Origin of the sequence: Pseudoxanthobacter sp. M-2, from assembly GCF_046156265.1 — a bacterium.
GTDB lineage: Bacteria > Pseudomonadota > Alphaproteobacteria > Rhizobiales > Segnochrobactraceae > CAMDHY01.
The window spans coordinates 292,285-315,792 of the sequence record NZ_JAWDIR010000033.1 but is presented as its reverse complement, the minus strand read 5'-3'; the positions used below and the strand labels follow the sequence as shown (position 1 = coordinate 315,792).

Annotated in this window: 27 protein-coding genes; 10 read left to right on the top strand and 17 right to left on the bottom strand. The window is 72.3% G+C overall.

Going from position 1 to position 23,508, the window contains the following annotated elements:
- Window positions 1-77 precede the first annotated feature (77 nt).
- Window positions 78-854 carry a DUF2459 domain-containing protein gene (locus tag RUR49_RS16535; RefSeq protein WP_409147486.1) on the top strand — a complete coding sequence of 259 codons (777 nt, stop codon included), beginning with the start codon at window positions 78-80 and terminating at the stop codon, window positions 852-854.
- Between the two features lie 59 nt (window positions 855-913).
- On the opposite strand, the gene infC is transcribed toward RUR49_RS16535, so the two are convergent.
- Both infC and RUR49_RS16525 read right to left on the bottom strand, forming a co-directional pair.
- The gene (gene infC, locus RUR49_RS16530; protein WP_409147689.1) at window positions 914-1,450 is read right to left on the bottom strand and encodes a translation initiation factor IF-3; all 537 of its coding nucleotides are present in this window, start codon (window positions 1,448-1,450) and stop codon (window positions 914-916) included.
- Window positions 1,451-1,725: 275 nt separating this feature from the next.
- Complete coding sequence (locus tag RUR49_RS16525) at window positions 1,726-2,916, bottom strand: glycosyltransferase family 4 protein (protein ID WP_409147485.1); 1,191 nt, start codon at window positions 2,914-2,916, stop codon at window positions 1,726-1,728.
- Window positions 2,917-3,001: 85 nt separating this feature from the next.
- Between RUR49_RS16525 and RUR49_RS16520 the strand changes: the two genes are divergently transcribed.
- Complete coding sequence (locus RUR49_RS16520; RefSeq protein WP_409147484.1) at window positions 3,002-3,775, top strand: alpha/beta hydrolase; 774 nt, start codon at window positions 3,002-3,004, stop codon at window positions 3,773-3,775.
- Between the two features lie 3 nt (window positions 3,776-3,778).
- Here RUR49_RS16520 and RUR49_RS16515 read toward each other — a convergent pair whose 3' ends face one another.
- The 3 genes from RUR49_RS16515 to ubiE form a co-directional block, all read right to left on the bottom strand.
- Window positions 3,779-4,240, bottom strand: a complete 462-nt coding sequence (locus RUR49_RS16515) for a PRC-barrel domain-containing protein (RefSeq protein ID WP_409147483.1) — start codon at window positions 4,238-4,240, stop codon at window positions 3,779-3,781.
- 110 nt (window positions 4,241-4,350) lie between these two features.
- A complete protein-coding gene (gene ubiB, locus RUR49_RS16510; RefSeq protein WP_409147482.1) occupies window positions 4,351-5,925 on the bottom strand; it encodes a 2-polyprenylphenol 6-hydroxylase in 1,575 nt (524 codons plus the stop codon).
- 16 nt (window positions 5,926-5,941) lie between these two features.
- Entirely contained in the window at window positions 5,942-6,712 is a 771-nt protein-coding gene (gene ubiE / locus RUR49_RS16505; RefSeq protein ID WP_409147481.1) for a bifunctional demethylmenaquinone methyltransferase/2-methoxy-6-polyprenyl-1,4-benzoquinol methylase UbiE, read from the bottom strand.
- 130 nt (window positions 6,713-6,842) lie between these two features.
- Between ubiE and mutM the strand changes: the two genes are divergently transcribed.
- Complete coding sequence (gene mutM, locus RUR49_RS16500; protein ID WP_409147480.1) at window positions 6,843-7,733, top strand: bifunctional DNA-formamidopyrimidine glycosylase/DNA-(apurinic or apyrimidinic site) lyase; 891 nt, start codon at window positions 6,843-6,845, stop codon at window positions 7,731-7,733.
- A 33-nt stretch (window positions 7,734-7,766) separates the two neighbouring features.
- On the opposite strand, the gene RUR49_RS16495 is transcribed toward mutM, so the two are convergent.
- Entirely contained in the window at window positions 7,767-8,267 is a 501-nt protein-coding gene (locus tag RUR49_RS16495; RefSeq protein ID WP_409147479.1) for an AprI/Inh family metalloprotease inhibitor, read from the bottom strand.
- A 171-nt stretch (window positions 8,268-8,438) separates the two neighbouring features.
- On the opposite strand from RUR49_RS16495, the gene RUR49_RS16490 reads away from it, so the two are divergent.
- Entirely contained in the window at window positions 8,439-9,050 is a 612-nt protein-coding gene (locus RUR49_RS16490) for a GNAT family N-acetyltransferase (protein WP_409147478.1), read from the top strand.
- A gap of 36 nt (window positions 9,051-9,086) precedes the next feature.
- Here the strand turns inward: RUR49_RS16490 and RUR49_RS16485 are convergent, their stop codons facing one another.
- The 5 genes from RUR49_RS16485 to rph form a co-directional block, all read right to left on the bottom strand.
- Window positions 9,087-9,539 (bottom strand): low molecular weight phosphatase family protein, encoded by a 453-nt coding sequence (locus RUR49_RS16485; RefSeq protein ID WP_409147477.1) that lies wholly within the window; start codon window positions 9,537-9,539, stop codon window positions 9,087-9,089.
- A 106-nt stretch (window positions 9,540-9,645) separates the two neighbouring features.
- Entirely contained in the window at window positions 9,646-10,029 is a 384-nt protein-coding gene (locus RUR49_RS16480; RefSeq protein WP_409147688.1) for a VOC family protein, read from the bottom strand.
- 186 nt (window positions 10,030-10,215) lie between these two features.
- Window positions 10,216-11,430: a radical SAM family heme chaperone HemW gene (gene hemW, locus RUR49_RS16475; protein WP_409147476.1), complete on the bottom strand. Its 1,215-nt coding sequence runs from the start codon at window positions 11,428-11,430 to the stop codon at window positions 10,216-10,218.
- A 5-nt stretch (window positions 11,431-11,435) separates the two neighbouring features.
- Complete coding sequence (locus RUR49_RS16470) at window positions 11,436-12,089, bottom strand: non-canonical purine NTP pyrophosphatase (RefSeq protein ID WP_409147475.1); 654 nt, start codon at window positions 12,087-12,089, stop codon at window positions 11,436-11,438.
- Between the two features lie 8 nt (window positions 12,090-12,097).
- Window positions 12,098-12,811: a ribonuclease PH gene (gene rph, locus RUR49_RS16465; RefSeq protein ID WP_409147687.1), complete on the bottom strand. Its 714-nt coding sequence runs from the start codon at window positions 12,809-12,811 to the stop codon at window positions 12,098-12,100.
- A 222-nt stretch (window positions 12,812-13,033) separates the two neighbouring features.
- On the opposite strand from rph, the gene hrcA reads away from it, so the two are divergent.
- Both hrcA and RUR49_RS16455 read left to right on the top strand, forming a co-directional pair.
- Entirely contained in the window at window positions 13,034-14,113 is a 1,080-nt protein-coding gene (gene hrcA, locus RUR49_RS16460; protein WP_409147474.1) for a heat-inducible transcriptional repressor HrcA, read from the top strand.
- 125 nt (window positions 14,114-14,238) lie between these two features.
- Window positions 14,239-14,610 (top strand): DMT family protein, encoded by a 372-nt coding sequence (locus tag RUR49_RS16455; protein ID WP_409147473.1) that lies wholly within the window; start codon window positions 14,239-14,241, stop codon window positions 14,608-14,610.
- A gap of 9 nt (window positions 14,611-14,619) precedes the next feature.
- Here RUR49_RS16455 and RUR49_RS16450 read toward each other — a convergent pair whose 3' ends face one another.
- Window positions 14,620-15,756: a PQQ-dependent sugar dehydrogenase gene (locus RUR49_RS16450; protein WP_409147472.1), complete on the bottom strand. Its 1,137-nt coding sequence runs from the start codon at window positions 15,754-15,756 to the stop codon at window positions 14,620-14,622.
- Window positions 15,757-15,972: 216 nt separating this feature from the next.
- Between RUR49_RS16450 and RUR49_RS16445 the strand changes: the two genes are divergently transcribed.
- The 4 genes from RUR49_RS16445 to RUR49_RS16430 all read left to right on the top strand — a co-directional run bounded on the left by RUR49_RS16445 (window position 15,973) and on the right by RUR49_RS16430 (window position 18,554).
- Window positions 15,973-16,491, top strand: coding sequence for a prolyl-tRNA synthetase associated domain-containing protein (locus RUR49_RS16445; RefSeq protein WP_409147471.1), 519 nt, complete (start codon window positions 15,973-15,975; stop codon window positions 16,489-16,491).
- 173 nt (window positions 16,492-16,664) lie between these two features.
- Complete coding sequence (trxA, locus tag RUR49_RS16440; protein WP_409147470.1) at window positions 16,665-17,591, top strand: thioredoxin; 927 nt, start codon at window positions 16,665-16,667, stop codon at window positions 17,589-17,591.
- Window positions 17,592-17,637: 46 nt separating this feature from the next.
- Window positions 17,638-18,318 carry an LON peptidase substrate-binding domain-containing protein gene (locus tag RUR49_RS16435; RefSeq protein WP_409147469.1) on the top strand — a complete coding sequence of 227 codons (681 nt, stop codon included), beginning with the start codon at window positions 17,638-17,640 and terminating at the stop codon, window positions 18,316-18,318.
- Between the two features lie 11 nt (window positions 18,319-18,329).
- Complete coding sequence (locus RUR49_RS16430) at window positions 18,330-18,554, top strand: Trm112 family protein (RefSeq protein WP_409147468.1); 225 nt, start codon at window positions 18,330-18,332, stop codon at window positions 18,552-18,554.
- Between the two features lie 19 nt (window positions 18,555-18,573).
- Here RUR49_RS16430 and folD read toward each other — a convergent pair whose 3' ends face one another.
- The 5 genes from folD to RUR49_RS16405 all read right to left on the bottom strand — a co-directional run bounded on the left by folD (window position 18,574) and on the right by RUR49_RS16405 (window position 23,493).
- Window positions 18,574-19,476: a bifunctional methylenetetrahydrofolate dehydrogenase/methenyltetrahydrofolate cyclohydrolase FolD gene (gene folD, locus RUR49_RS16425; RefSeq protein WP_409147467.1), complete on the bottom strand. Its 903-nt coding sequence runs from the start codon at window positions 19,474-19,476 to the stop codon at window positions 18,574-18,576.
- Window positions 19,473-19,889, bottom strand: a complete 417-nt coding sequence (locus tag RUR49_RS16420; protein ID WP_409147466.1) for a DUF167 family protein — start codon at window positions 19,887-19,889, stop codon at window positions 19,473-19,475. The genes folD and RUR49_RS16420 overlap by 4 nt, the downstream gene beginning before the upstream one ends.
- A 64-nt stretch (window positions 19,890-19,953) precedes the next feature.
- Complete coding sequence (locus tag RUR49_RS16415; RefSeq protein WP_409147465.1) at window positions 19,954-20,244, bottom strand: YggT family protein; 291 nt, start codon at window positions 20,242-20,244, stop codon at window positions 19,954-19,956.
- 361 nt (window positions 20,245-20,605) lie between these two features.
- On the bottom strand, window positions 20,606-23,020 hold the full coding sequence (pheT, locus tag RUR49_RS16410) for a phenylalanine--tRNA ligase subunit beta (protein WP_409147464.1): 2,415 nt from the start codon (window positions 23,018-23,020) through the stop codon (window positions 20,606-20,608).
- On the bottom strand, window positions 23,017-23,493 hold the full coding sequence (locus RUR49_RS16405; protein ID WP_409147463.1) for an endonuclease domain-containing protein: 477 nt from the start codon (window positions 23,491-23,493) through the stop codon (window positions 23,017-23,019). Before RUR49_RS16405 ends, pheT begins: the two co-directional genes overlap by 4 nt.
- Window positions 23,494-23,508 lie beyond the last annotated feature (15 nt).

Sequence of the window (23,508 nt, the reverse complement as noted above, 5' to 3'; positions counted from 1 at the left end):
GGGAGCAGCCACGAGACGCGGGCCATTGATCTGCGCCGTCCGATCCGCGCCACGAGAGCGGCGCAATCGCCGCCGACATGGATTTTCCCGAGGCAGGGGCGCTGGAGTCGATGGTGCGGGCCGTAGTCGTCGCCGGGTTCAGAGGGCTCAAGGTTCTCGCAGCCGTCGCGGCCGCCCTGCTGGCGGTGACGGCGGTCTCCGCCGCGGTTCTCGCCTGGGCGATCGCGGGGACGGGCGACCCGCGGCTCTATCCGCCGGCGCCGGGGGCGGCGACGGTCGAGGTCGCCGTCGTCGACCACGGCTATCATGCCGGCCTGGTCGTCCGGACGGCGGACGTCGCCCGCGCCGGTTCGGAACGGGGCCTGCCCGCGCTGTCGGCGCTGGCGGCGCGCTTCGGCGCCTATCCATGGCTGGAGATCGGCTGGGGTGACAGCGCCTTCTACCGCTTCGCCCCTCGCCTCTCGGACGTCACCGTCGGCATGGCGATGGCAGCGCTGTCGGGCAGCAACGACGGCAGCGTGCTGCACGTCGTCGGGCTCATGGGCGGGCCGGCGGCGAGCTTCCCGGCGGCCGACGCGCAGACCCTACGGCTATCGGAGGTGGGCTTCGACGCCCTCGCCGTCCGCCTCGCGGCGGCCTTTGCGCCCGATGCCGCCGGACAGCCAGAAGCGCTCGGGCCCGGCCTCTACGGGCAGAGCCTTTTTTTCTCGGCGAACGGCCGCTACAGCCTGTTCGCCACCTGCAACCACTGGGTCGCGGACCTCTTCGCGGCCGCCGGCCTCAGGGTCTCGCCGGTGCCCGCCGTCCTGTCGAACGGGCTCCTCGCCGACCTGCGCTGGCGCAACGAACTGTAGGCGCCCGTCCGGACGGGCGCCGAAGGAGATGCTGGATGACGGCGGGTGTCGGGCCGCGCTCAGCGCGGCGCCAGCACCATGACCATCTGGCGGCCTTCGAGCTTGGGCTCGGATTCCACCTTGGCGATCTCGATCGTCTCAGCGCGCACCTGGTCGAGGAGCTTCACGCCGAGGTCCTGATGCGCCATTTCGCGCCCGCGGAACCGCAGCGTCACCTTGACCTTGTCGCCTTCTTCAAAGAAGCGCAGCATGGCCCGCATCTTCACCTCGTAATCGTGGGTGTCGATGTTCGGGCGCATCTTGATTTCTTTGACTTCGACGGTCTTCTGCTTCTTGCGAGCCTCGGACGCCTTCTTCTGCGACTGGTACTTGAACTTACCGAAGTCGAGAATCTTGCAGACAGGCGGCTCGGAATTGGGCGCGATCTCGACGAGGTCGAGCCCTGCGGCCTCGGCCAGTGCCAAAGCCTCCGGCATCGCGACGACGCCGAGGTTGGCGCCTTCGGCGTCGATCAGCTGGACTTCCGGAACACGGATCTCGCGGTTGACGCGCGGCCCGTCCTTGACGGTGGGCGGCGCACGGAACGGACGACGAATGGTCGAGACTCCTCGATCGTTGGCGACAGGTGCTGCGGCGAACCCGGCCCCCTCCCAGGCGACACGGATTGCCGTCGGCTCGACGTGCCACGGGGCACGATCGGGTCCGATCCCCAACCATATCGCATCGGCGGGCGCGCAATACAACAAAAGCTGCATAACGCGGCAAGCCCCGGACGCGGTGGCGTCGGGGCTCGCGGCAGAATGAACCCGCGCAGCCACGATCAAGGACGCCGATTCGGGCGAAAAGCCGGCCGCTCAGCCCGCCAGCCCGCTCAGCCAGTTCGGCCGGCCAGCACCCGCTCATAGACGGCGAGTGTCGCCGCCGTCATCGTCGCCACCCCATAGGCGCCGGCGACGTGGGTTCGGGCGCGGTCGGCCAGCGCCAGCCGCTCCGCCGGATCGAGCGTCAGCGCTTCCGCCACCGCCCGGGCGAGGGAGCCAGCGTCTCCGGGCGGCACGCGCCAGCCGGTGCGCCGCTCCGCCGGCGTCGTCGGCGGGGCGAGCACCGTCTCGGCGGCGGCGCCGTGGTCGCTCGCCACCACCGGCACGCCGGCCGCCTGCGCCTCCACCGCCACCCGCCCGAACGCCTCCGGCTCGGTGGACGGCACCACCGCCACGGTGGCGAGCGAAAGCGCCGCCGGGACGTCGCCGCAGTGGCCGACGAGGCGCACTCGCTCGCCGAGGCCCGCCGCGGCGATGCGTCCGCGGAGGTCGTCGACATATCCGTCGCGGCCCTGGGCGTCGCCCGCGAGGATGGTGACGAGGTCGCGGCCTTCCGCGGCGAGCGCCGCCGCCGCGTCGATGAGCACGCGCTGGCCCTTCCAGCCGGTGAGGCGGGCGAGGTGCAGCAGCACCGGCCGCCCGTCCTCGGGGGCGAGACCGAACTGCACCGCCACCGCCGCACGCCGCTCTGGCGAAACGCCCCCGGGCGCGAAGGCCGAGAGGTCGCTGCCGCGGGCGATGGTGACGATGCGGGATGCCGCGAACGGGTAGTGCGCGGCGATCTCGCCCGCCGTCCAGGCGGAATTCGCGATCACCGCGTCGCCGCGCGCCATCACGGAATTGTAGAGCACCTTTGGCCGCGAGCCGGCGCGGTAGGCGCCGTGGTAGGTGGTGACGAAGGGGACGCCCGTGCGGCGCGCCGCGGCGAGCGCCACCCAGGCCGGTGCTCGCGAGCGGGCGTGGAGGAGGTCGACGCTCTCGCGCCGGACGATTGCCGCGAGGCGGCCGATGTTCAGCGCCATGGCGAGCGGGTTCTTCGTCGCCGCCGGGAAGACGAGATGCTCGGCGCCCGCCGCCTCCAGTTCGGCGACCATGCGGCCGCCTTCGCTCGCGACGATGGCACGGTGTCCCGCCATCACCAGCGCTGCCGCGACATCGACCGCGGTGCGCTCCGCCCCGCCCGTCTCGAGGCTCGGCAGGATCTGCAGCACAGTGCGGCGGGGTGGCGGAGACGCGCTCAACGGATCCCTCAGCTGTGTCTCGGCGCTTTGCCGGCGCGGCGGGTCGTGTCATCACCTGCGCGCGATCGGCGGGCGACGGCAGAGGATGGCTCTTAGGATGGACGAGGCGACGCTGCAAACGCTCACCGTCGGCATCGGCGCGGAGGCGCGCGACATCGCTGTGCTGCGGCGAGAGGGAACAGGCCCCGACGTCGTATTCCTGATCGGCTTCCGCTCGGACATGGCCGGCTCGAAGGCGACCGCGCTCGATGCCTGGGGCGCCGAGACGGGCCGGGCGGTGGTGCGCTTCGACTATTCCGGCCACGGACGCTCCGGCGGGCGCTTCGAGGACGGCACTATCGGCCGCTGGCTCGAGGAAGCGGAGGCGGTGGTGGCGCGCGTCTGCCGCAAGCCCGTCATTCTCGTCGGCTCGTCGCTCGGCGGCTGGATCGCACTGCTGCTGGCACAGAAGCTGAAGGCCGAGCGGGCCGTCGCCGGCCTCGTTCTGGTGGCGCCGGCGGCGGATTTCACGGAGAGACTGATGGAGCCGGCCTTTTCGGACGAGGCGCGGGCGGCGCTCGCCCGCGACGGCGTCTACTACCGCCCGTCCGCCTACGGCGACCCCTATCCGATCACCCGCACCCTGCTGGAAGAATCACGCGCGCATCTGCTGCTCGGCGGGTCGATCGACGTCGGCTGCCCCGTCCACATCCTGCAGGGGGTGCGCGACGTCGACGTGCCGTGGGGCCATGCGGTGGAGACGGTGAGCCGCCTCGCCACCGACGACGTCGTGCTGACGCTCGTCAAGGACGGCGACCACAGCCTGTCGCGGCCGCAGGACCTCGCGCGCCTGATCGCGGCGGTCGAGGCCGTCGCCTGAGGCTCAGCCGCCGTCGGCGCGCTCGCGCAGGGCGTCGGCGCTCTTGCGGGCGAGCAGCTTCTCGCCGTCGGGCGTCACCGTGACGACCTCGGGCTCGAGCGAAATGCGCTGCGCGCCGAAGCCGAACAGGCCGCCGCCGATGTCGGCGTGGATCTCCCGCAGCCTGCCATCCGGGTCGCGGACGACGCCGACGACGGTGCCGACATCCTCGCCGTCCTCGGCGGCCAGCGGCTTGCCGATCATCATCTCCGCCCGGTCCGCCACCTCGGTGACGAGGCCCGCATTGGGGCCGGCCGGCTTCTCCTCGACGACCGGTTCGGTCGGAATCGGGGGGATCGACGGCAGTACCACCGGCGGGACGGCCGGGTCTGACTGGACGGCCGGCGGGACGGCCGGGTCCTGCTGGGCGACGGCGGGGGCGGCGGCGAGGCCGAGGACGACCGCCGCGGACAACAGCACGCGCATGGGCCGGTCTCCCTTCTGACAAAACAACGACGCCCCGCGCGCGCATGCGGCGGAGCGCGAGGCTCCACCGACTAACGCGCTGCGAGGACGGCGGTTGCGTCGAGGGGCGCTCAGAGCAGGGAAATGGCGATCGCCACCAGGGCGCCGGCGCCGACCCACAGCGGCAGGCGCACCGTCCAGTCGCGGCGGGCGGCGGCGACGCGCCGCACCGATTCGTCGGAGAGATCGAGGCCCTTTTCGGCCATGCGGGCGAACCCCGCCGACATCGCCTCGGCGCGGGTTGCGAGCGCCGGGAGCTCGCCGGCGAGGCGAAGCAGGCTGCCGAGGCCGCCAGCCGCCGAGGCGAGCCGCCCGGCCGGGCCGAGATTGCCGGCGATCCACGAGGACACCACGGGCTCGGCCGTCCGCCAGATGTCGAGCTGCGGGTCGAGGGTGCGGGCGACGCCCTCCACCACCACCATCGTCTTCTGCAGGAGGATCAGCCGCGGCTGCGTCCGCATGGCGAACATCTCGGTGACTTCGAGGAGCTGCGTCAAAAGCCGCGCCATCGAGATGTCGGCCGCCGTCTGGCCGCGGATCGGCTCGCCGATGGCGCGCAGCGCCTGGGCGAACACCTCGACGTCCTGTCCGGCCGGCACATAGCCCGCCTCGAAGTGCACCTCGGCGACGCGCCGATAGTCGCGGCGGATGAAGCCGTAGAGAATCTCGGCGAGGAAGCGCCGCTCGGCGGCGTCGAGGCGGCCCATGATGCCGAGGTCGACCGCGACCAGCGTGCCGTCCGCAACGACGAACAGGTTCCCCTGGTGCATATCGGCGTGGAAGAAGCCGTCGCGCATGGCGTGGCGCAGGAACGACTGGATGATCGTCTCCGACAGCGCCACGAGGTCGTGGCCGGCCTCGCGCAGGCGCTCGACCTCCGAGAGCTTGATGCCGTCGATCCACTCCATCGTCAGCACGGACTTGGCGGTGTGGCGCCAGTCGACCACCGGCAGGCGGAAACCGGGGTCGTCCTGCGTGTTCTCGGCCATCTCCGAGAGGGCGGCGGCCTCCAGCCGGAGGTCCATCTCCAGCACGACCGAGCGGGCGAGGGTGTCGACGACGGCGATCGGCCTGAGCCGTCGTGCCGAGGGCGAGAAGCGCTCGATCAGCCGGGCTGCCAGATAGAAGCTCTCGAGGTCGCGGGCGAACCTGCGGGCGACACCGGGCTTCAACACCTTGACCGCGACGGGATGTTCGCTGCCGTCGGCGTCGCGCACCACCGCCTTGTGGACCTGCGCGATCGAGGCTGCGGCGACCGCCGGGCCGAACGACACGAACATCTCGTCGACCGGCCGGCCGAGCGCCTCGGCGACGGCGGCGCGGGCCGCCTCCTCCGGGGCCGCCGGGACCTGGTCCTGCAGCCTTGCCAGATCGGCGGCGGCCTCGCGGCCGACGACGTCGGCGCGGGTGGCCAGGAACTGGCCGAGCTTCACATAGGACGGGCCGAGGCGGTTGAAGGCGGCGGTGAGCCGGCCGGCGGCGTCGGTGTCCGAGCGCGAGCGCCGCTCGATGGAGCGGGCGAGCGCGAGACCGAGCCGCGCCGAGGCCGGCAGGTCGACCGTCGGAACGAGCGCGAACACGCCCTCGCGGGCCATGACCCAGCCGGCATGGGCGAGACGGGCGAGCGGAACGATGACGCGGCCCATCAGACGGCGCCGCGCATCAGAGCTTGTAGCCGGAGTGGAGCGCCGCGATGCCGCCGGAATAGAGCCGGTGGTCGACGCGCGAGAAGCCGGCGCGCGTCACCATCGCCGCGAAGCGGGCGGGGTTCGGGAACTCCCGGATGGACTCGACCAGGTAGCGATAGGACTCCGCATCACCGGCGACGCGCTCGCCGAGCCAGGGGATCACCCGGAACGAATAGGCGTCGTAGACGCGGTCGAGCATCGGCACGTCGACGGCCGAGAACTCGAGGCAGAGGAAGCGGCCGCCCGGCTTTAGCACGCGGAAGGCCTCGGCGAGCGCCACCTCGCGGCGCGGCACGTTGCGGATGCCGAAGGCGATCGTATAGGCGTCGAAGGAGGCGTCGGGGAACGGCAACGCCTCGGCGTTCGCCTCGACGAACTCGATCGGCAGCTTGTGCTTGGCGGCGCGCTCGCGACCGACCGCCAGCATCTCGCTGTTGATGTCGGCGACCGTCGCCTTGGCGTGGCCGCCGGAGCGCTCGACGATCCGGGTCGCCACGTCGCCGGTGCCGCCGGCGACGTCGATCACCGACCACGGCCGCTTGCCCGAGCGCGGCGGGGCGAGCCAGGAGACAAGCCCGTCCTTCCACAGCCGGTGCAGGCCGCCCGACATCAGGTCGTTCATCAGGTCGTAGCGCTTGGCGACGCTGGCGAAGACGTCGTCGACGAGGCGCTGCTTCTCGGCGAGCGGCACCGTGCGGAAGCCGTAGTCGACGGTGGCGCCCTCGGCTTCTCGGTTCGTCGCCATCTCGCTCCTCGCGGCTCACGCTCTGGCCACATATGGTTCGGCCGACCGGGCGGACCATAGCGAAGGCCGCCCGCCCACGCTATCGTCCGGCCCCCGCGCGCGTCGTCGCGCCCGGCCTCACGGATCCTCCATGCCCGAGCTACCCGAGGTCGAAACGGTGCGGCGCGGCCTCGAGCCGGCGATGGCCGGCCGCCGGCTCACCGCCGTCACCTTGAACCGGCCGGACCTGCGCTTCCCGCTGCCGGAGCGCTTCGCCGAGCGCCTCACCGGCCGGCGCATCGAGAGCGTCGATCGCCGCGCCAAGTATCTGTTGCTGCGCACGGACGGGCCGGAGGTGGCGATCATGCACCTCGGCATGTCCGGCTCCTTCCGCATCCACGCTGCCGAGGACGCGCACGATGGCGAGACGCCCGGCGTCTTCGCGATGGCGCGCTCGAAGGATGCCGCCCACGACCACGTCGTCTTCGACCTCGAGGGCGGTGGCCGCGTCGTCTACAACGACCCGCGCCGCTTCGGCTTCATGACGCTCGCCGATGCCGCGACGCTGCACGAGCACCCGCACCTCGCCGGCCTCGGCATCGAGCCGACCGGCAATGCGCTGTCGGGCGCGCTGCTGGCGCGCGCCTTCGCCGGGCGCGCGGCGCCGCTGAAGGCGGCATTGCTCGACCAGAGCGTCGTCGCCGGTCTCGGCAACATCTATGTCTGCGAGGCGCTGTGGCGGGCGGGCCTGTCACCGCTGCGCGCGGCCGGCACCATCGCCCGGGCCGGCGGCGGGGCGACGGTGCGCGCCGAGCGGCTTGCCACCGCCATCCGCGACGTCATCGCCGAGGCGATCGTCGCGGGCGGGTCGTCACTGCGCGACTACATGCAGGCCGACGGCTCCCTCGGCTACTTCCAGCACCGCTTCGCCGTCTACGACCGCGAGGGCGAGCCCTGCCCGAAGCCCGGCTGCCGCGGCATCGTCACGCGCGTCGTGCAATCGGGGCGGTCGAGCTTCTTCTGCCCCGTCTGCCAGAAGTGATCCGGCCGACGGGTCTCGCAGAAATCACCCGCCTCAGCGGTAGACGGTGACTGCGGCGCCGGTCGACAGGCGGCCGGTGAAGCGGCCGGGCTCGACGGAGACGAGGGTGGCGATCGGCGCGGTGGCCGAGTCCTTCAGCGTGATCTCCTTGCCGGCGAGATCCCACGCCGACACGCCCTTCAGCTGCTCGGACGTGCAGCCGCGCGTCGAGGCGCGGTAGCCGCCCGTCCAGCCGGTGAGGTTGACGAAGAGCTGGCAGCGCTCGCCGCCCGACTCGATCACCCAGCCGCCGACGAGCTCGTTGCGCTGCACGGGCAGCTGCGTCTCGGCGGTCGGCAGGGCCACCGGCGTGATCGGAACCGGCTCCTCCTCGACGGGCGGCGGGGCCACCGGCGGCGGCGGCAAAGCGACGGTGGCGACCGGCGCGGCGGGCACGGCCGGCAGCGGCATCGGTTCGTTGGCGCCGAACCGCGAGCAGCCGCCCACGGCCAGCAGGGCAAGGACGGCGGCGGCGAGCGGGGTGGGCCGGTTCATCGGGGTCTCGTTCTCCAGCGGCGCAGGGCGCCTTGTAAGGTTCGGGGCAATAGGACAGCGGCGGGCCCCCGCGTCAACGTCCGTCGACATGCTGTCGCCACAGATTTCGGTGAGGTGTTGCCCGGTCAAAGGGAAGAAGCGCGGGAGAGGCTCACTCCGAGAGGAACGAGCATGACCCGCTCATCGAACAGCACAGCCCCCGGTCTGGTTCCCGGGCTCATTCGCCGTCTCGGACCACGCGATGCCGACGGCTTCACGACCCACCTCCTCCGGCTCGATGCCGAGGCGCGGGCCTCTCGCTTCGGCGGCCTCGTCTCCGACAAGGCCCTGCACGACCATGCGCTGCTGGCACTCGCCGGCGGCGCCGTGGTGCTCGGTTACGTCGAGGACGGCGTCCTGCGCGGCGTCGGCGAACTGCACGACCAGCCCGGCTCGTCGCCGTCGGCCGGCGAGGCGGCGTTCTCGGTGGAGGCCGGCTGGCAGGGACGCGGCATCGGCAGCAAGTTGATGCGCCGCGTGCTGTCGGCCGCGACCGCGCGCGGCATCCGCCGCGTCGTCGTCGTCTGCCAGAGCTCGAACCGGATGATGCGGCGGCTCGCCGGCCACTTCGACGCGCGTCTCGAGATCGTCGGCACCGAGACCACCGGCCACCTGACGACACCCGCCGCGACGCCGCTCCGGCTGTTGCGGGTAGCGGTCAGCGACGGCTTCGACCTCGCGGCAGAAAACGTCGAGCGGCAGGCCCGCCTCTTCCTCGCGAACCTGCCCGACCGCGCCGCCTGAACGCCGCAGCGGGCGTCGGGCGCGCGCGGCCCGCCGTCAGACGGCCGGCACCGACTGCGGCTCGCGCGCGAAGCTGCCGTCGGCGAGCGCCCTGTCGATCCGCTCGGTGAGGGCGAGGAACATCTCCGCAAAGGCGGCGCGGCCGCCGGCCGGGCCGGGATCGGCGACGCTCCAGATGAAATGGCGCTTCGGCGGCCACCAGGCCGGCGCCGGCTGGGCGAGCGGCCGCGGCGTCAGCGTCACCACCACATCCGGCCGCGGCGCGTGCGGAAGGGTGAAGATCTCGAGCGGTTTCGGCGCCAGGCCGTCGACCGGCAGGCCCGCCGCCTGCAGGGTTCGCAGCACCGAGGCATCGACGCGCTCGTCCGGGTCCAGCCCGGCGCTGAAGGCGCGCAGATTCGGGCCGCCGACCTCGTTCAGATAGGCCTCCGCCATTGGGCTCGGCCCGGCGTTGCGGGCGCACACGAACAGCACCGTCGTCGCGTCCATTCTCGGCTCCCTCTCGGTCGTTCCCCTCGCCCCGGCCGAATCGTCGCCGGCTCGGCGACGCCCCTCTAGGCGCGGAAGCCGACGAGGATGTGACGGTGCCGGGCGGTTACGTCGGACGGTGGCAGACGGCCTCGACGTTATGGCCGTCGGGGTCGAGGACGAAGGCGCCGTAATAGTCCGGGTGATAGTGCGGGCGCAGGCCCGGCGGGCCGTTGTCGCGTCCGCCCGCGGCGATGGCTCCGGCGTAGAAGGCGTCGACCTCGGCCCGGCTCTGCGCCGCGAAGGCGACGTGGGTGCGGCCGACGCGCTCGTCCTCGCCGATCCAGAAATCGGGCTTGTGACCGCGGCCGAAGCCGGCGGCGGCGCCGTTCCCGGTCATCTCGGCCGTAACCTCCATGACGACGGAGATCCCGAGCGGCGCCAGCGCCTGGCTGTAGAAGGCCTTGGCGCGGGCGAAGTCGCTGACCGGAATGCCGATGTGATCGAGGATGCCGGCGTGGCCGTTCGAATCGGACGGGTCGGGCATGTACGGAACTCCTGCAAAGGCGCACCGCGCGCCCTGTGACTCCGAGCAAATGCCCATCGCATTTCACGTGCAACAGGCGCCAGCAGCACGGATAGGGCACCTCGCCGTCGCGCCCGGAAACCGCCACCCGCCGCTCAGGCTGGCCGGAACTCAGGCCGCGAGCGCGGCGATCAGCGTGTTGAGCACGAGGCGGCCGCGCGGCGTGGCAGCGAGCCGGCCTGCCGGCGTCCAGGCGAGGAGGCCGTCAGCGACGAGGGGCGCGATCCGTGCCGGTTCGATCGGCCGTCCGGCATGGCGGGCGTGGCGGGCGAGGTCGACGCCCTCCGACAGGCGCAGCCCCATCAGCAGCAGCTCGTCGGCGCGCTCCGCCGCGTCGACCGGTTCATCGACGACGAGGCCGTGGCCGGCCGCCTCGACGGCGGCGAGCCAGCGCTCCGGGTTGCGCTCGGCGGCGGTGGCGCGGCGCACGCCGTCCTGCTCCAGGCGGCCATGGGCGCCGGGGCCGACGCCGACATAGCCGCCGCCGCGCCAGTAGACGAGGTTGTGGCGCGACTCCTGGCCGGGGCGGGCGTGGTTCGAGACCTCGTAGGCGGGCATCCCGGCGGCTTCGGTCAGCGCCTGGGTCAGCTCGTAGAGGTCGGCGGCGGTGTCGTCGTCGGGGACGTGCAGCTTGCCCGCCGCGTGCAGCGCCGCAAACGGCGTGCCCTCCTCGATGGTGAGCTGGTAGAGCGACAGGTGGTCGGTGCCGATCGCCAGCGCCCGCTTGAGCTCCGCAGCCCACACCTCGGCGGTCATGGCGGGGCGGGCGTAGATGAGGTCGAAGGTGACGCGCGGGAAGATCGACTGCGCCAGCGCCACGGCCTTGAGCGCTTCGTCGGCGGTATGACGGCGACCGAGAGCCGCCAGCGCGGCGTCGTCCAGCGCCTGCACGCCGAGCGAGACACGGCCGACGCCGGCGGCGCGATAACCGGCGAAGCGGCCGGCCTCGACGCTGGTCGGGTTCGCCTCGAGCGTCACCTCGGCGGAGGCGTCGAGCCCCCACAGGCGGTCGACGGCGTCCAGCACCGCGCCGACGGTGGCGGGCGACATCAGCGACGGCGTGCCGCCGCCGAAGAAGACGCTATCCGGCCGGCGGCGCTCGGTGCGGTCCGCCGCCGTTTCGAGCTCGCGGACGAGGGCGGCGGCGAAGCGCGGCTCGTCGACGCCGCCGTGGCGGACGTGGCTGTTGAAGTCGCAATAGGGGCACTTCGAGGCGCAGAACGGCCAGTGCACGTAGATCGCGAAGCCGCCTTCGGCGCCGGCGCCCTCCGCCGGAGCGTGGCTCTGCGACGCGGTGGCAGCCCTCGGTGCGGCCGCGGCCGCCATCGCGCTCACCCCTCCAGGCACTCGCGGGCGAACAGTTCGAAGGCGCGGGCGCGGTGCGACAGCGGGCCGGTGGCGGCGCCGAGCCCGTGCTTCTCCTCGCCGCTCATCTCGCCGAAGGTGCGGTCGTGGCCATCGGGCAGGAACATCGGGTCGTAGCCGAAGCCCATGTCGCCGCGCGGCGGCCAGATCAGCGTGCCGTGCACCTCGCCGCGGAACTCCTCGACGTGGCCGTCCGGCCACGCGAGCGACAGGACCGCGACGAAGAAGGCGCGGCGCTGGTCGGGTGTCGTCGCCCCCACCGCCTGCAGCGCGTCCTCGACCTTGCGCATGGCGAGGCCGAAGTCCTTGCTCTCGCCGGCCCAGCGGGCGGAATAGATGCCGGGGTCGCCACCGATCGCCGGCACGACGAGGCCGGAATCGTCCGCGAGCGCCGGCAGGCCGGAGGCGGTGGCCGAGGCGAGCGACTTCAGCGTCGCGTTCCCCTCGAAGGTGGTGGCGGTCTCCTCCGGCTCCGGCAGGCCGAGCTCGCCGGCCGACACCGTCTCGATGCCGAACGGCGCCACCAGCATGCGGATCTCGAAGATCTTGCCCTTGTTGTGGCTCGCCACGACGAGCTTGGGCTCGGTCAGGCGACGGGCGGTGCGGGCGGGAGCGTCCATCGAAACCCTCAGGAGATCGCGAGCTTCTGCAGCTCGACCAGGCGCGAGACGCCGCCGGCCGCGAGATCGAGCAGGGTGTCGAGGTCGGCGCGGCTGAACGGCTTGCCCTCCGCCGTGCCCTGCACCTCGACGATGCCGCCCGCGCCGGTGATGACGAAGTTCGCGTCCGTCTCGGCGCGACTGTCCTCGGCATAGTCGAGGTCGAGCACCGGCGTGCCTTCGAGAATACCGCAGGAAATGGCGGCGATATGGTCGGTCAGCACCGGCGCGGTGATCATGCCGCGGCTGCGCATCCACTCGACGCAGTCGCGCAACGCCACCCAGGCGCCGGTGATCGAGGCAGTGCGGGTGCCGCCGTCGGCCTGCAGTACGTCGCAGTCGATGGAGATCTGGCGCTCGCCGAGCGCCGGCAGGTCGACGACGGCCCGCAGCGAGCGGCCGATCAGGCGCTGGATTTCCTGGGTGCGGCCCGACGCCTTGCCGGCGGTGACCTCGCGGCGGTTGCGGGTGTGGGTGGCGCGCGGCAGCATGCCGTACTCCGCCGTCACCCAGCCCTTGCCGCCGCCGCGCAGCCACGGCGGCACCTTCTCTTCCAGGCTCGCCGTGCAGATGACGTGGGTGTCGCCGAAGCGGACCAGGCACGAGCCTTCGGCGTGACGGGCGACGCCACGCTCGAGGGAGACGGCGCGCAGCTCGTCGGCGGCACGCTTGGAGGGTCGCACGAAGCTCATCGGCGGTACTTTCACACAAAAGGGCACGGAAATCGGTGCGACACGCGCCGCCGAGCCGCCTCATTAGCCTTCCGGGCCGCTCCACAGCAAGCCGCACCGGATCGATCCCCTTGCTGCGGCGCGGCGAGCCCCCATACTCTGAGGGCGCGCCCCCGCCGCGGCCGCCTCCCGCGGCCGCATCCGCCATGCCACGGGAGGAGCCTGGAGCAGATCATGGACCTCGACGCAATGCCGTCGCTCCCGTCGGGGATCGTCGATCTCGACGAGCGCTCGCGCGAGATCTTCCGGCGGCTGGTCGACGCCTATCTCAACACCGGCGAGCCGGTCGGCTCGCGCAACCTGTCGCGGCTGCTGCAGGTGTCGCTGTCGCCGGCCTCGGTGCGCAACGTCATGGCCGACCTCGAGCAGCTCGGTCTCATCTATTCGCCCCACACCAGCGCCGGCCGCCTGCCGACCGAGCGCGGCCTCCGCCTGTTCGTCGACGCCATGCTGGAGCTCGGCGACCTCGGCCTGGACGAGCGCCGCCGCATCGAGGCGCAGGTCGCCATGTCCGGCGGCGCCCGCACCGTCGACAGCGTGCTCGGCGAGGCCAGCCAGCTCCTCTCCGGCCTATCGCGTGGTGCCGGCGTCGTCCTCACCCACAAGGCGGATCTCCGGCTGAAGCACATCGAGTTCGTGCGCCTCGAGCCGACCCGCGCCCTCGTCGTGCTGGTCGGCGAGAGCGGCACGGTGGAGAACCGCGTCGTCGGCCTGCCGCCCGGCCTGCCGACCTCGGCGCTGACCGAGGCGACGAACTACCTCAACGCCCACCTGCGCGGCATGACGCTGTCGGAAGCCCGCGCCGAGCTCGAGCGCCTGCAGGCGGAGGAGGCTGCCGAGCTCGATGCGCTCGCCCGACAGGTCGTCGAGGACGGCCTCGGCGTCTGGTCCGGGGCGGAGGGCGACAGCCCCGACCGGCTGATCGTCAGCGGCCGCGCCAACCTGCTCGAGGACGTCAAGGCGCGCGAGGACCTCGAGCGGGTGCGGCTCCTGTTCGAGGACCTCGAGCAGAAGCGCGACCTCATCCAGCTCCTCGGGCTCGCCGAGGGCGGCGAGGGCGTGCGCATCTTCATCGGCTCGGAAAACAAGCTGTTCTCGCTGTCGGGCTCCTCGGTGGTGGTCTCCCCCTACCGCGACCGCGAGGGCCGCATCGTCGGCGTGCTCGGCGTCATCGGGCCGACGCGGCTCAACTATGCGCGGGTCGTGCCGGTGGTGGACTACACGGCGAAGGTCGTCGGCCGCATCCTCGGCTGACGCGAGAGCCGCGCGGCAGACGCAGGCGCAGCGGCTGGTGGAGGGGCCTCCACCTTGCCACTGCCCCGACGCCCCGCTAAGCGCGTGCGCCGGCACGCGCCGGTCGCGTCCCGAGGGTCCAGCCGATGTCGCTCAACGCCCTGCTGCCGACCGGCGGCCTGCCGGCCTATCTCCTGCCCGTCGTCATGCTGATCTGCTCGAACGTCTTCATGACGTTCGCCTGGTACGGCCACCTCAAATACAAGTCGGCGCCGATCCTGCTCGCCGTGCTGGTCAGCTGGGGCATCGCCTTCATCGAGTACTGCTTCGCCGTGCCGGCGAACCGCATTGGCTCGAACGTCTACTCGCCCGCGCAGCTGAAGACGATGCAGGAGGTGATCACCCTCATCGTCTTCGCGGTGTTCTCGGCCACCTATCTCGGCGAGGCGGTGACGTGGAAGCAGGGCGCCGGCTTCGTGCTGATCGCCGCCGGCGCCGCGCTGATCTTCCAGAAGTAGAGACCGACCTCAGTCCGTCACGGCCGGGGTGAGGCGCCAGAGGGCGCCGTCGCCGGCGTCGGTGAGGACGAGGAGCGAGCCATCGGGAGCCTGGCGGACGTCGCGGATGCGCCCGATGGTGCCCTCCAGGAGCCGCTCCTCGCCGACGACGCGGTCACCCTCGATGTCGAGGCGGACCAGCATCTGGCCGCGCAGGGCCCCGACGAAGAGGTCGCCGTTCCACTCGGGGAACGCGGTGCCGGTGTAGTAGGCCATCCCCGACGGGGCGATCGACGGCGTCCACTGGTAGATCGGCTGCTCCATGCCCTCGGCCGCCTTGCCGACGCCGATCGGCTCGCCGGAATAGTCGACGCCGTGGGTGATCACCGGCCAGCCGTAATTCTTGCCCACTTCGGGATAGTTGATCTCGTCACCGCCGCGGGCGCCATGCTCGATGGCGACGACGTCGCTGGTCGACGGGTCGAGCGCCGCGGCCTGGATGTTGCGGTGTCCGTAGGACCAGATCTCCGGCAGCGCGCCCTCCTGGCCGACGAACGGGTTGTCGTCGGGGATGCTGCCGTCGGCGTTGATGCGCACGAGCTTGCCGATCGTCGTCGACAGGTCCTGGGCGCGCTCGCGCTGCTGGCGGTCGCCGAGCCCGATGAACAGCTTGCCGTCCGGCGCGAAGACGAGGCGCGCACCGAAATGCGAGGTCCCGCTGACCTTCGGCACCTGCTGGAAGATCACCTCGACGTCATCGAGGCGCGCCGTGGCGCCGTCGCGCGTCAGCCGGCCACGCGCCACTGCGGTGCCGGCGCCACCTTCGCCAGCCTCGGAAAAAGCGAGGTAGATCATGCGGTTGCCCGCGAAGTCGGGATCGAGGACGACGTCGAGCAGGCCACCCTGGCCGCCAGCGCGGACGTCGGGCACGCCGGAGACCGGCTCCGACTGCAGTTCGCCATCGACGATGAGCCGAAGGCGCCCCGGCCGCTCGGTGACGAGCATGGCGCCGTCCGGCAGCACCGCGACGCTCCAGGGGTGCTCGAGCGGACCGGCGAGGCGCTCGACAGTCATGCTGTGGTGCTCGGTCTCGACGACCTCGGCGAGGGCCGGCGCGGTGAGCAGCGCGGCGAGCGAGGCGGAAAGGGCGAGGCGTGCGGCGGTCATCATCTGTCTCCCGATCATGTCTGGCCCCGCCCATCCCGTTGTGCCGGCCGATATAGGCCGGCGGCGCGGGTCGGCCAGTGCAGTCTGTCCGCGCGTCGCGCGAGGGCGGGGCGCCCACCGGCGGCCGCCCGTTGGCGGCGCCGGAACTCCGGGCTACAACGCCGCCACCGCGCCGACGATCCGGCGCCCGGCCCAGAATCCCGAGCCCGCAGCCCCATGCCGCACGCCCGCGCCGATCTCCTCGCCCGCCTCGCCGCCCTCGGGATCGACGCCCCGACGGTCGACCACCCGCCGCTCTACACGGTGGCGGACTCCCAGGCGCTGCGTGGCGAGATCGCCGGCGCGCACTCGAAGAACCTCTTCCTCAAGGACCGCAAGGACGCGCTGTTCCTGGTGGTCGCGCTGGAAGACGCGACGATCGACCTGAAGCGCATCCACGAGCGCATCGGCGCGAGCGGCAAGGTGAGCTTCGGCAAGCCGGAGCTTCTGATGGAGGTCCTCGGCGTCGAGCCCGGGTCGGTGACGCCGTTCGGCGCGATCAACGACGAGGGCCACCGCGTTTCGGTGGTGCTCGACGCCCGGCTGATGCAGGCCGAGACGCTGAACTTCCACCCGCTCGTCAACACCGCCACCACCACGATCGCCCGCGACGGGCTGATGGCCTTCCTGGAGGCGGTGGGCCATCCGCCGCGCATTCTGGCGGTGTCGCAGGAAGCCATCGACGCGGGTTTGTAATTCTTCCGCGGACGCGCCATTTTCTGCGCCGACAGGCAGCGCCGGCGCGGCAGGGCGAATAGTCCAGGCCGCGCCCGACGCGGCGAGGTGAACGATCCGGACCGCGCCCGCGCGGCCGAGAAGAACCCGGGCCACGCTCGCGCGGCCATGACGAACATCGAGGACAGATCACCATGAGCGATCTCCTGCTCGGCGCAAACGGACGTCCGACCCCCGGGGCGCCTGCGGGCGGCGACGCCGTCGTCGACACCACCACGGCCACCTTCGTGAAGGACGTCATCGAGCCCTCGCGGCAGGTGCCGGTGCTGGTCGACTTCTGGGCGACCTGGTGCGGGCCCTGCAAGCAACTGGCCCCGGTGCTCGAGAAGGTCGTCAAGGCGGCGAAGGGCAAGGTCAAGCTCGTCAAGATGGACATCGACAAGCACCCGGAAGTGGCGGGGCAGCTCGGTATCCAGTCGATCCCCGCCGTCATCGCCTTCAAGGACGGCCGCCCCCTCGACGGCTTCATGGGGGCGCTGCCGGAGAGCCAGGTGGCGGGCTTCGTCGAGCGCCTGATCGGGCCGAACGGCGGCCCGGACATCACCGAGATCCTCGACGAGGCCGACCAGCTGCGTACCGCAGGTGACCTCGAGGGCGCCGCCGAGCGCTATCGCGCCGTCGCCGAGGCGGACTCGGAGGTGGTGCGGGCCACCGCCGGCCTCGCCCAGGTGGCGATCGCCGCCGGCGACCTCGCCTATGCCCGCGAACTGCTCGACGCCGTCCCGGCCGCCAAGGCCTCGGATGCCGCGGTGGCGGCGGCGCGTGCCGCCCTCGACCTCGCCGAGCAGGCGGCCTCCCTCGGCGATCGCGGCCAGCTCGAGCGGGCGGTCAACGAGAACCCCGGCGATCTGCAGGCGCGCTTCGACCTCGCGGTGCTGCTCGGCACCATCGGCGACCGCGCCGCGGCGGTCGATCACCTCATCGACATCCTCCGCCGGAACCGCACCTGGAACGAGGACGCGGCCCGCAAGCAGCTCCTGCAGTTCTTCGAGGCGTGGGGTCCGACGGAGCCGATGACGAAGGAAGGTCGACGTCGCCTGTCGTCGGTGCTGTTCTCCTGACCTATCTACCGGGTCGGGGAACGGACGACGGCAAAGGAGACCGGCAATGCGGGTCGGAAATCATGACTATCGGGGACCGGCGGACCTGCCGGCGGTGATCCCCGTGTTCCCGCTGCCCGGGGCGCTGCTGCTTCCGCGCGGGCACATGCCGCTCAACATCTTCGAGCCGCGCTACATGGCGATGATCGACGCGGCGCTGCGCACCGAGCGCGTCATCGGGATGGTGCAGCCGCGCTTCGACGTCGGCCAGCTCGACCTCGGCGGCACGCCGCCGCTGTGCGAGATCGGCTGCGCCGGCCGCCTCACCGCCCACCAGGAGACGGGCGACGGCCGCTACCTCGTGACGCTGAACGGCATCTCGCGCTTCCGCATCATCGAGGAGCTGCCCGGACCGGCGCCCTATCGTCTCTGCCGCGTCACGGCCGCGGCCTATGAGGAGGACTTCCGCGCCGACGCCGGCGAGACCGGCGTCGACCGCGCCATGCTGCTCGCGACCTTCCGGCGCTATCTCGACGCCAACAAGCTCGAGGCGGACTGGCAGAGCGTCGAGCGCGCGTCCAACGAGACGCTGGTCAACGCTTTGTCGATGATGAGCCCCTACGGCCCCGCCGAGAAGCAGGCGCTGCTGGAGGCGGAGAACCTCGAGGCGCGGGCCGAGACGCTGATCGCTCTGACCGAGATGGCGCTCGCCCGCACCGAGGGCGACGGCCCGGCACGGCTGAACTGAGGGGAACGGGCATGGGCGACGTCGACACGAGCGGGGCCCACACGGGCGAGGCCAAGGCGGCGCGGCGGCCGGACCCGAAGCTGCTCGAGCTCCTGGTCTGTCCGCTGACCAAGACGACGCTCGAATACGACGCGGCGGCGCAGGAGCTGATTTCCCGCGCCGCCCACCTCGCCTATCCGATCCGCGACGGCATCCCGATCATGCTGCCCGACGAGGCCCGCAAGCTGCCGGACTGACCGCGTCTGCCGGGGGCGCTCAGCGCCCGAGCACCGCCGGTACGGCGTGTCCGCGGCGGCGGCAGGCGGCGACGACGGTGTTGGCGAGCAGGCAGGCGATCGTCATCGGGCCGACGCCGCCTGGCACCGGCGTGATCGAACCGGCGACGGCGCGGGCCTCCTCGAAGGCGACATCGCCGACGAGGCGCGTCTTGCCCTCGCCCTTGTCGGGCGCCGGCACGCGGTTGATGCCGACGTCGATGACGCAGGCGCCGGGCTTCACCCAGTCGCCGCGCACGAGCTCCGGCCGGCCGGCCGCGACCACCAGCACGTCGGCCGCGCGGCAGACGGCGGGAAGGTCGCGGGTGCGCGAGTGCGCCATCGTCACGGTGGCGTCGGCCGACTGTAAGAGCAGCGCCACCGGCTTGCCGACGAGGATGGAGCGGCCGACGACCACGGCGTTGAGCCCGCTGAGCGAGCCGACGGCCTCCTTCGCCAGGATCACGCAGCCCTGCGGCGTGCACGGGACGAGGCCCGGCTTGCCGAGCACCAAGAGGCCGGCATTCCACGGCGTCAGGCCGTCGACGTCCTTGGCGGGGTCGATGCCGCTGACCACGCGGTCCGTATCGATGTGGCGCGGCAGCGGCATCTGCACGAGGATGCCGTCGACGGCGTCGTCGCGGTTGAGGCGCTCGACGAGGGCAAGCAGCTCGGCCTCGGGCGTGTCGGCGGCGAGGCGATGCTCGAAGGAGCGCATGCCGGCGGCGGCCGTGTCGCGCACCTTGCTCGCGACATAGACCTCGCTCGCCGGATCGTTGCCGACGAGGACGACGGCGAGGCCCGGCTGCACGCCCGGGCCGGCCGCAAGCTCGGCCACGGCGGTCGCTACATCCGCCTTGAGGCGCGCGGCGCGTGCCTTGCCGTCGATGAGAGTGGCGGTCATGCCCGATCCCCCTTGCCCCGCCGGCCGAGGCCGGCGCTCGCCAATGCCGCGGCGATGGCGGACGCCAGGGTGGCTCCGTCGCCGTCGATCTCCACCGTCTTCGTCCGCTGGGTCCGGCCGGCCGCGACCCGCACGTCCCGCTTCGGCACGCCCACCGCCGTCGCCACCAGCGCCTCGACGGCGGCGTTGGCGGCCCCGTCGGCCGGCAGCGCGCGCACGCGCGCCAGAACCACGGGGCGACCGTCGGAGAGCATGGCGATGCCTTCCAGGGCGTCGGCACCGCCGCGCGGAGTCACGCGCAGACGCAGGCTGAGCCCGGAGAGGCCGACGGTCCAGGGCGTGGCAGTGTTCGCTCCCGCCGGCGACGCAGCGGGGCCGGTCGGTGTTTCGGGTTGCCGGGCTGCGCCGCGCATGGAGTGCGGCCGCCGGGCTCCGCCCGGCAGGGTTTCAGCTCGCCGGGCTCCGCCCGCCATGGCCTCAGAAGACGCTCGGATAGAGGTACATCACGATCACGCGCTGGATCAGGAAGATCGCCAGGAAGACCACGATCGGCGACAGATCGAGCCCGCCGAGTTGCGGCAGCCGGTTGCGGATCGGCCGCAGCACCGGCTCGGTCAGCGCGTAGAGGGCGTTGCCGATGGTACCGACGATCTGGTTGCGCGGATTGACGACGTTGAAGGCGTAGAGCCAGGAGAAGATCACCGACGCGATCAGCACGTAGATGTAGAGATCGAGCACCAGCAGGATGACGTCGAGGATCGCGCGCATGAAGGCTCCGGCACGGAACGCCGTGGGGCGACGGCGTGTGGCGACCCGTGATGTAGCGGTCTGACCCCGCCCCCGCAAGGCGCGGCGCGGTCGCGGCGGCGGCGGCGAGCCTATCGCTCGTCCTCACCCCCGGTCCTCGCATCTGTATCTCTCCGCAGTCATTCCCGGCCTTGTGCCGGGAACCCATTGCCATCGGCACATCGACACCTCGCGGCGAAGGAGGTCGGCGCGAGCGTTGCATGGGTTCCCGGCACAAGGCCGGGAATGACCACGAGAGAGGTTGAGAGTGCAGTGAGACCGTCGCGACGCGAGACGCTCAGCCGCTGCGGCCGCTACGGCGAGCGGCGCGCCTCGCGCCCCATCAGCCCCTGAGCGTGGCGCCGGTCGCCTTGGCCACCGCCTCGACGACGCGCTTGCCGACGGCGTCGATCTCGGCGTCGGTCAGCGTCCGCTCGCGCGGCTGCAGGACCACCTCGATCGCCACCGACTTGGCGCCGTCGGGAATGCCCTTGCCCTCGTAGACGTCGAAGACGCCGACGCGGTCGATCAGCGCCTTGTCGGCGCCGGCGGCGGCCTTCAGCACGTCGGCCGCCGCGACGCCGCGATCGACGATGAAGGCGAAGTCGCGCGACACCGCCATCAGCTCGGGCAGCGACAGCGCCGGCTTCGCCTTGGTCGGCCGCGGCTTCTGCGCCGGCACGGCGTCGAGGATGATCTCGCAGACCGACAGCGGCCCCTCGACGTCGAGGGCAGCAAGCGTCTTCGGGTGCAGTTCCCCGAAGTGGCCGAGCACGAGCGGTCCGAGCCGGAGCGTGCCGGAGCGGCCGGGGTGGAACCACGCCGGCGCATCGGCCGTCACCTGCACGCGGTCGACCGGCGCGCCGGCGGCCTCCAGGATGGCGAGCGCATCGGCCTTGGCGTCGTAGGCGCTGACCGCAGGTGCTGCGCCGGACCAGTGGCGGCCGGCGCCGATTAGCCCGGCGGTGCCGCGGCGGACGGCGGCGGCGGCGCGCTTCTGGTCATCCGGCCGGTCGCCGCGGAAGATCTGGCCGACCTCGAACAGCGCCGTGTCGGGCGTGCCGCGGTCGGCGTTGCGCTGGGCGGCGGCGGCAAGCCCCGGAATCAGGCTCGGGCGCATGTCGGAGAGGTCGCTCGCGATCGGGTTCGCGAGCGCCAGCTCCGGCTGTCCGCCGCCGAAGGCTTCCGCGTGGGACTTCGGCACGAACGACCACGTCATCGCCTCGACGAGGCCGCGGGCGGCGAGCGTGCGGCGGGCGTTGCGGGCGCGTATCTGACCAGGCGTCAGCACCCGCGGCGCCACCGTGGGCAGGCGCGACAGCGGCGTCGAAACGATCTGGTCGAGGCCGGTGATGCGGACGACCTCCTCGACGAGGTCGGCCTTGCCGTCGACGTCGGGCCGCCAGCTCGGCGGCACGACGGCGCGCATCGGGCCGGCGCCGGTCACCTCGAAGCCGAGACGGCCGAGGGTGTCGACGATGGCGCCGTCATCGAGCGTCAGCCCCGACAGGCGCTTCACCTCGGCGAGCGGGAAGGCGACGACGCGGCGCGTGTCCGGCACGGCGCCGGCCACCGTGATCGCCGTCGGCGTGCCGCCGCAGAGCTCCAGGATCATCCGCGTCGCGAGTTCGAGGCCGGGCACGGCGAAGGCCGGGTCGACGCCGCGCTCGAAGCGGAAGCGCGCGTCGGAGTTGACGCCGAGCTTGCGGCCCGTCTGGGCGATGTTGAGCGGATCCCACAGCGCCGATTCCACCAGCACGTCGGTGGTCTCTTCGGTGCAGCCCGAGGCCTCGCCACCCATGATGCCGGCGAGCGATTCGACGCCGGCGTCGTCGGCGATGACGCACATCGTCTCGTCCAGCGCGTAGGTCTTGCCGTCGAGCGCCAGCAGGCTCTCGCCGGCGCGGGCGCGGCGGACGACGAGGTCGCCCTTCACCTTGGCGGCGTCGAAGACGTGCAGCGGCCGGTTGCGATCGTGGGTGAGGAAATTGGTGATGTCGACCAGCGCGTTGATCGGGCGCAGCCCGATGGCGCGCAGCCGCGCCTGCAGCCACGCCGGCGAGGGGCCGTTCTTCACACCGCGGATGAGGCGCAGGCCGAACATCGGGCAGAGCGGCGCGCTTCCCTCGAAGGCGAGCGTCACCGACACCGGGCAGTCGCCCTCTCCGGCGACCGGCTCGACCTCGGGCGTCTTCACCCGGCCGAGACCCGCGGCGGCGAGGTCGCGGGCGATGCCGGAGATGCCGAGGCAGTCCGGCCGGTTCGGCGTCACCGCCACCTCGACGACGGGGTCGGTCAGGCCCGACCAGGCGGCGTAGGGCGTGCCGACGGGGGCGCCGTCCGGCAGGTCGATGATGCCGTCATGGTCTTCGGACAGCATCAGCTCGCGCTCGGAGACGAGCATGCCGCGGCTCTCGACGCCGCGGATGGTGCCGACCTTGAGATCGACGCCGGTGCCGGGGACGTGGGTTCCGGGGGCTGCGAACACGCCGGTCATGCCGGTGCGGGCGTTCGGCGCGCCGCAGACGACCTGCACGGGGTCGCCCGAGCCGGTGTCGACGATGCAGACCCGCAGCTTGTCGGCGTTCGGGTGCTTCTCGGCGGAGATCACCTTCGCGATGACGAACGGCGCCAGGGCCTTGCCGGGATCGTCGACCTTCTCGACCTCCATGCCGATGGCATTGAGCTTGTCGAGAATGGCGTCCAGCGACGCCTCCGTCTCGAGATGCTGCTTCAGCCAGGTGAGGGTGAACTTCATGCGTCGTCTCCCGCGACCAGAGCGTCCGCCCGGTCGCTTCGGGCACGTGAACCCTCCCCCCGCGCGGGGGAGGGTAGGGAGGGGGGGCCGCCACGGGTGCTGACGGGGATAGTGCGCTCGGCGGCCGCCGCGAGGATCGTCTCGACGACGCCGACGAGATTTCGAACGACCTCGTCGTTCCAGAAGCGCAGCACGCGATAGCCGCAATCGGCGAGCCAGGCGTCCCTCGCCTCGTCCCGCCGCGACTGGGCGGTCCACGAATGCCCGCCACCATCCAGCTCGACGACCAGCCGAGCCGCATGGGACACGAAATCCACGACGTAGGGCCCCATTGGCACCTGCCGTCGGAAGGCTAGGCCTGCCTGTCGGTGCGCCCGCAGTTGCCCCCACAAGAGCCGCTCGGGATCGGTCATATCCCGGCGCAGACGCCTGGCGAGGTCGCGGCGGTGCGTCGGAAGCCGAGTTCGCGGCATCCCCCCCTCCCTACC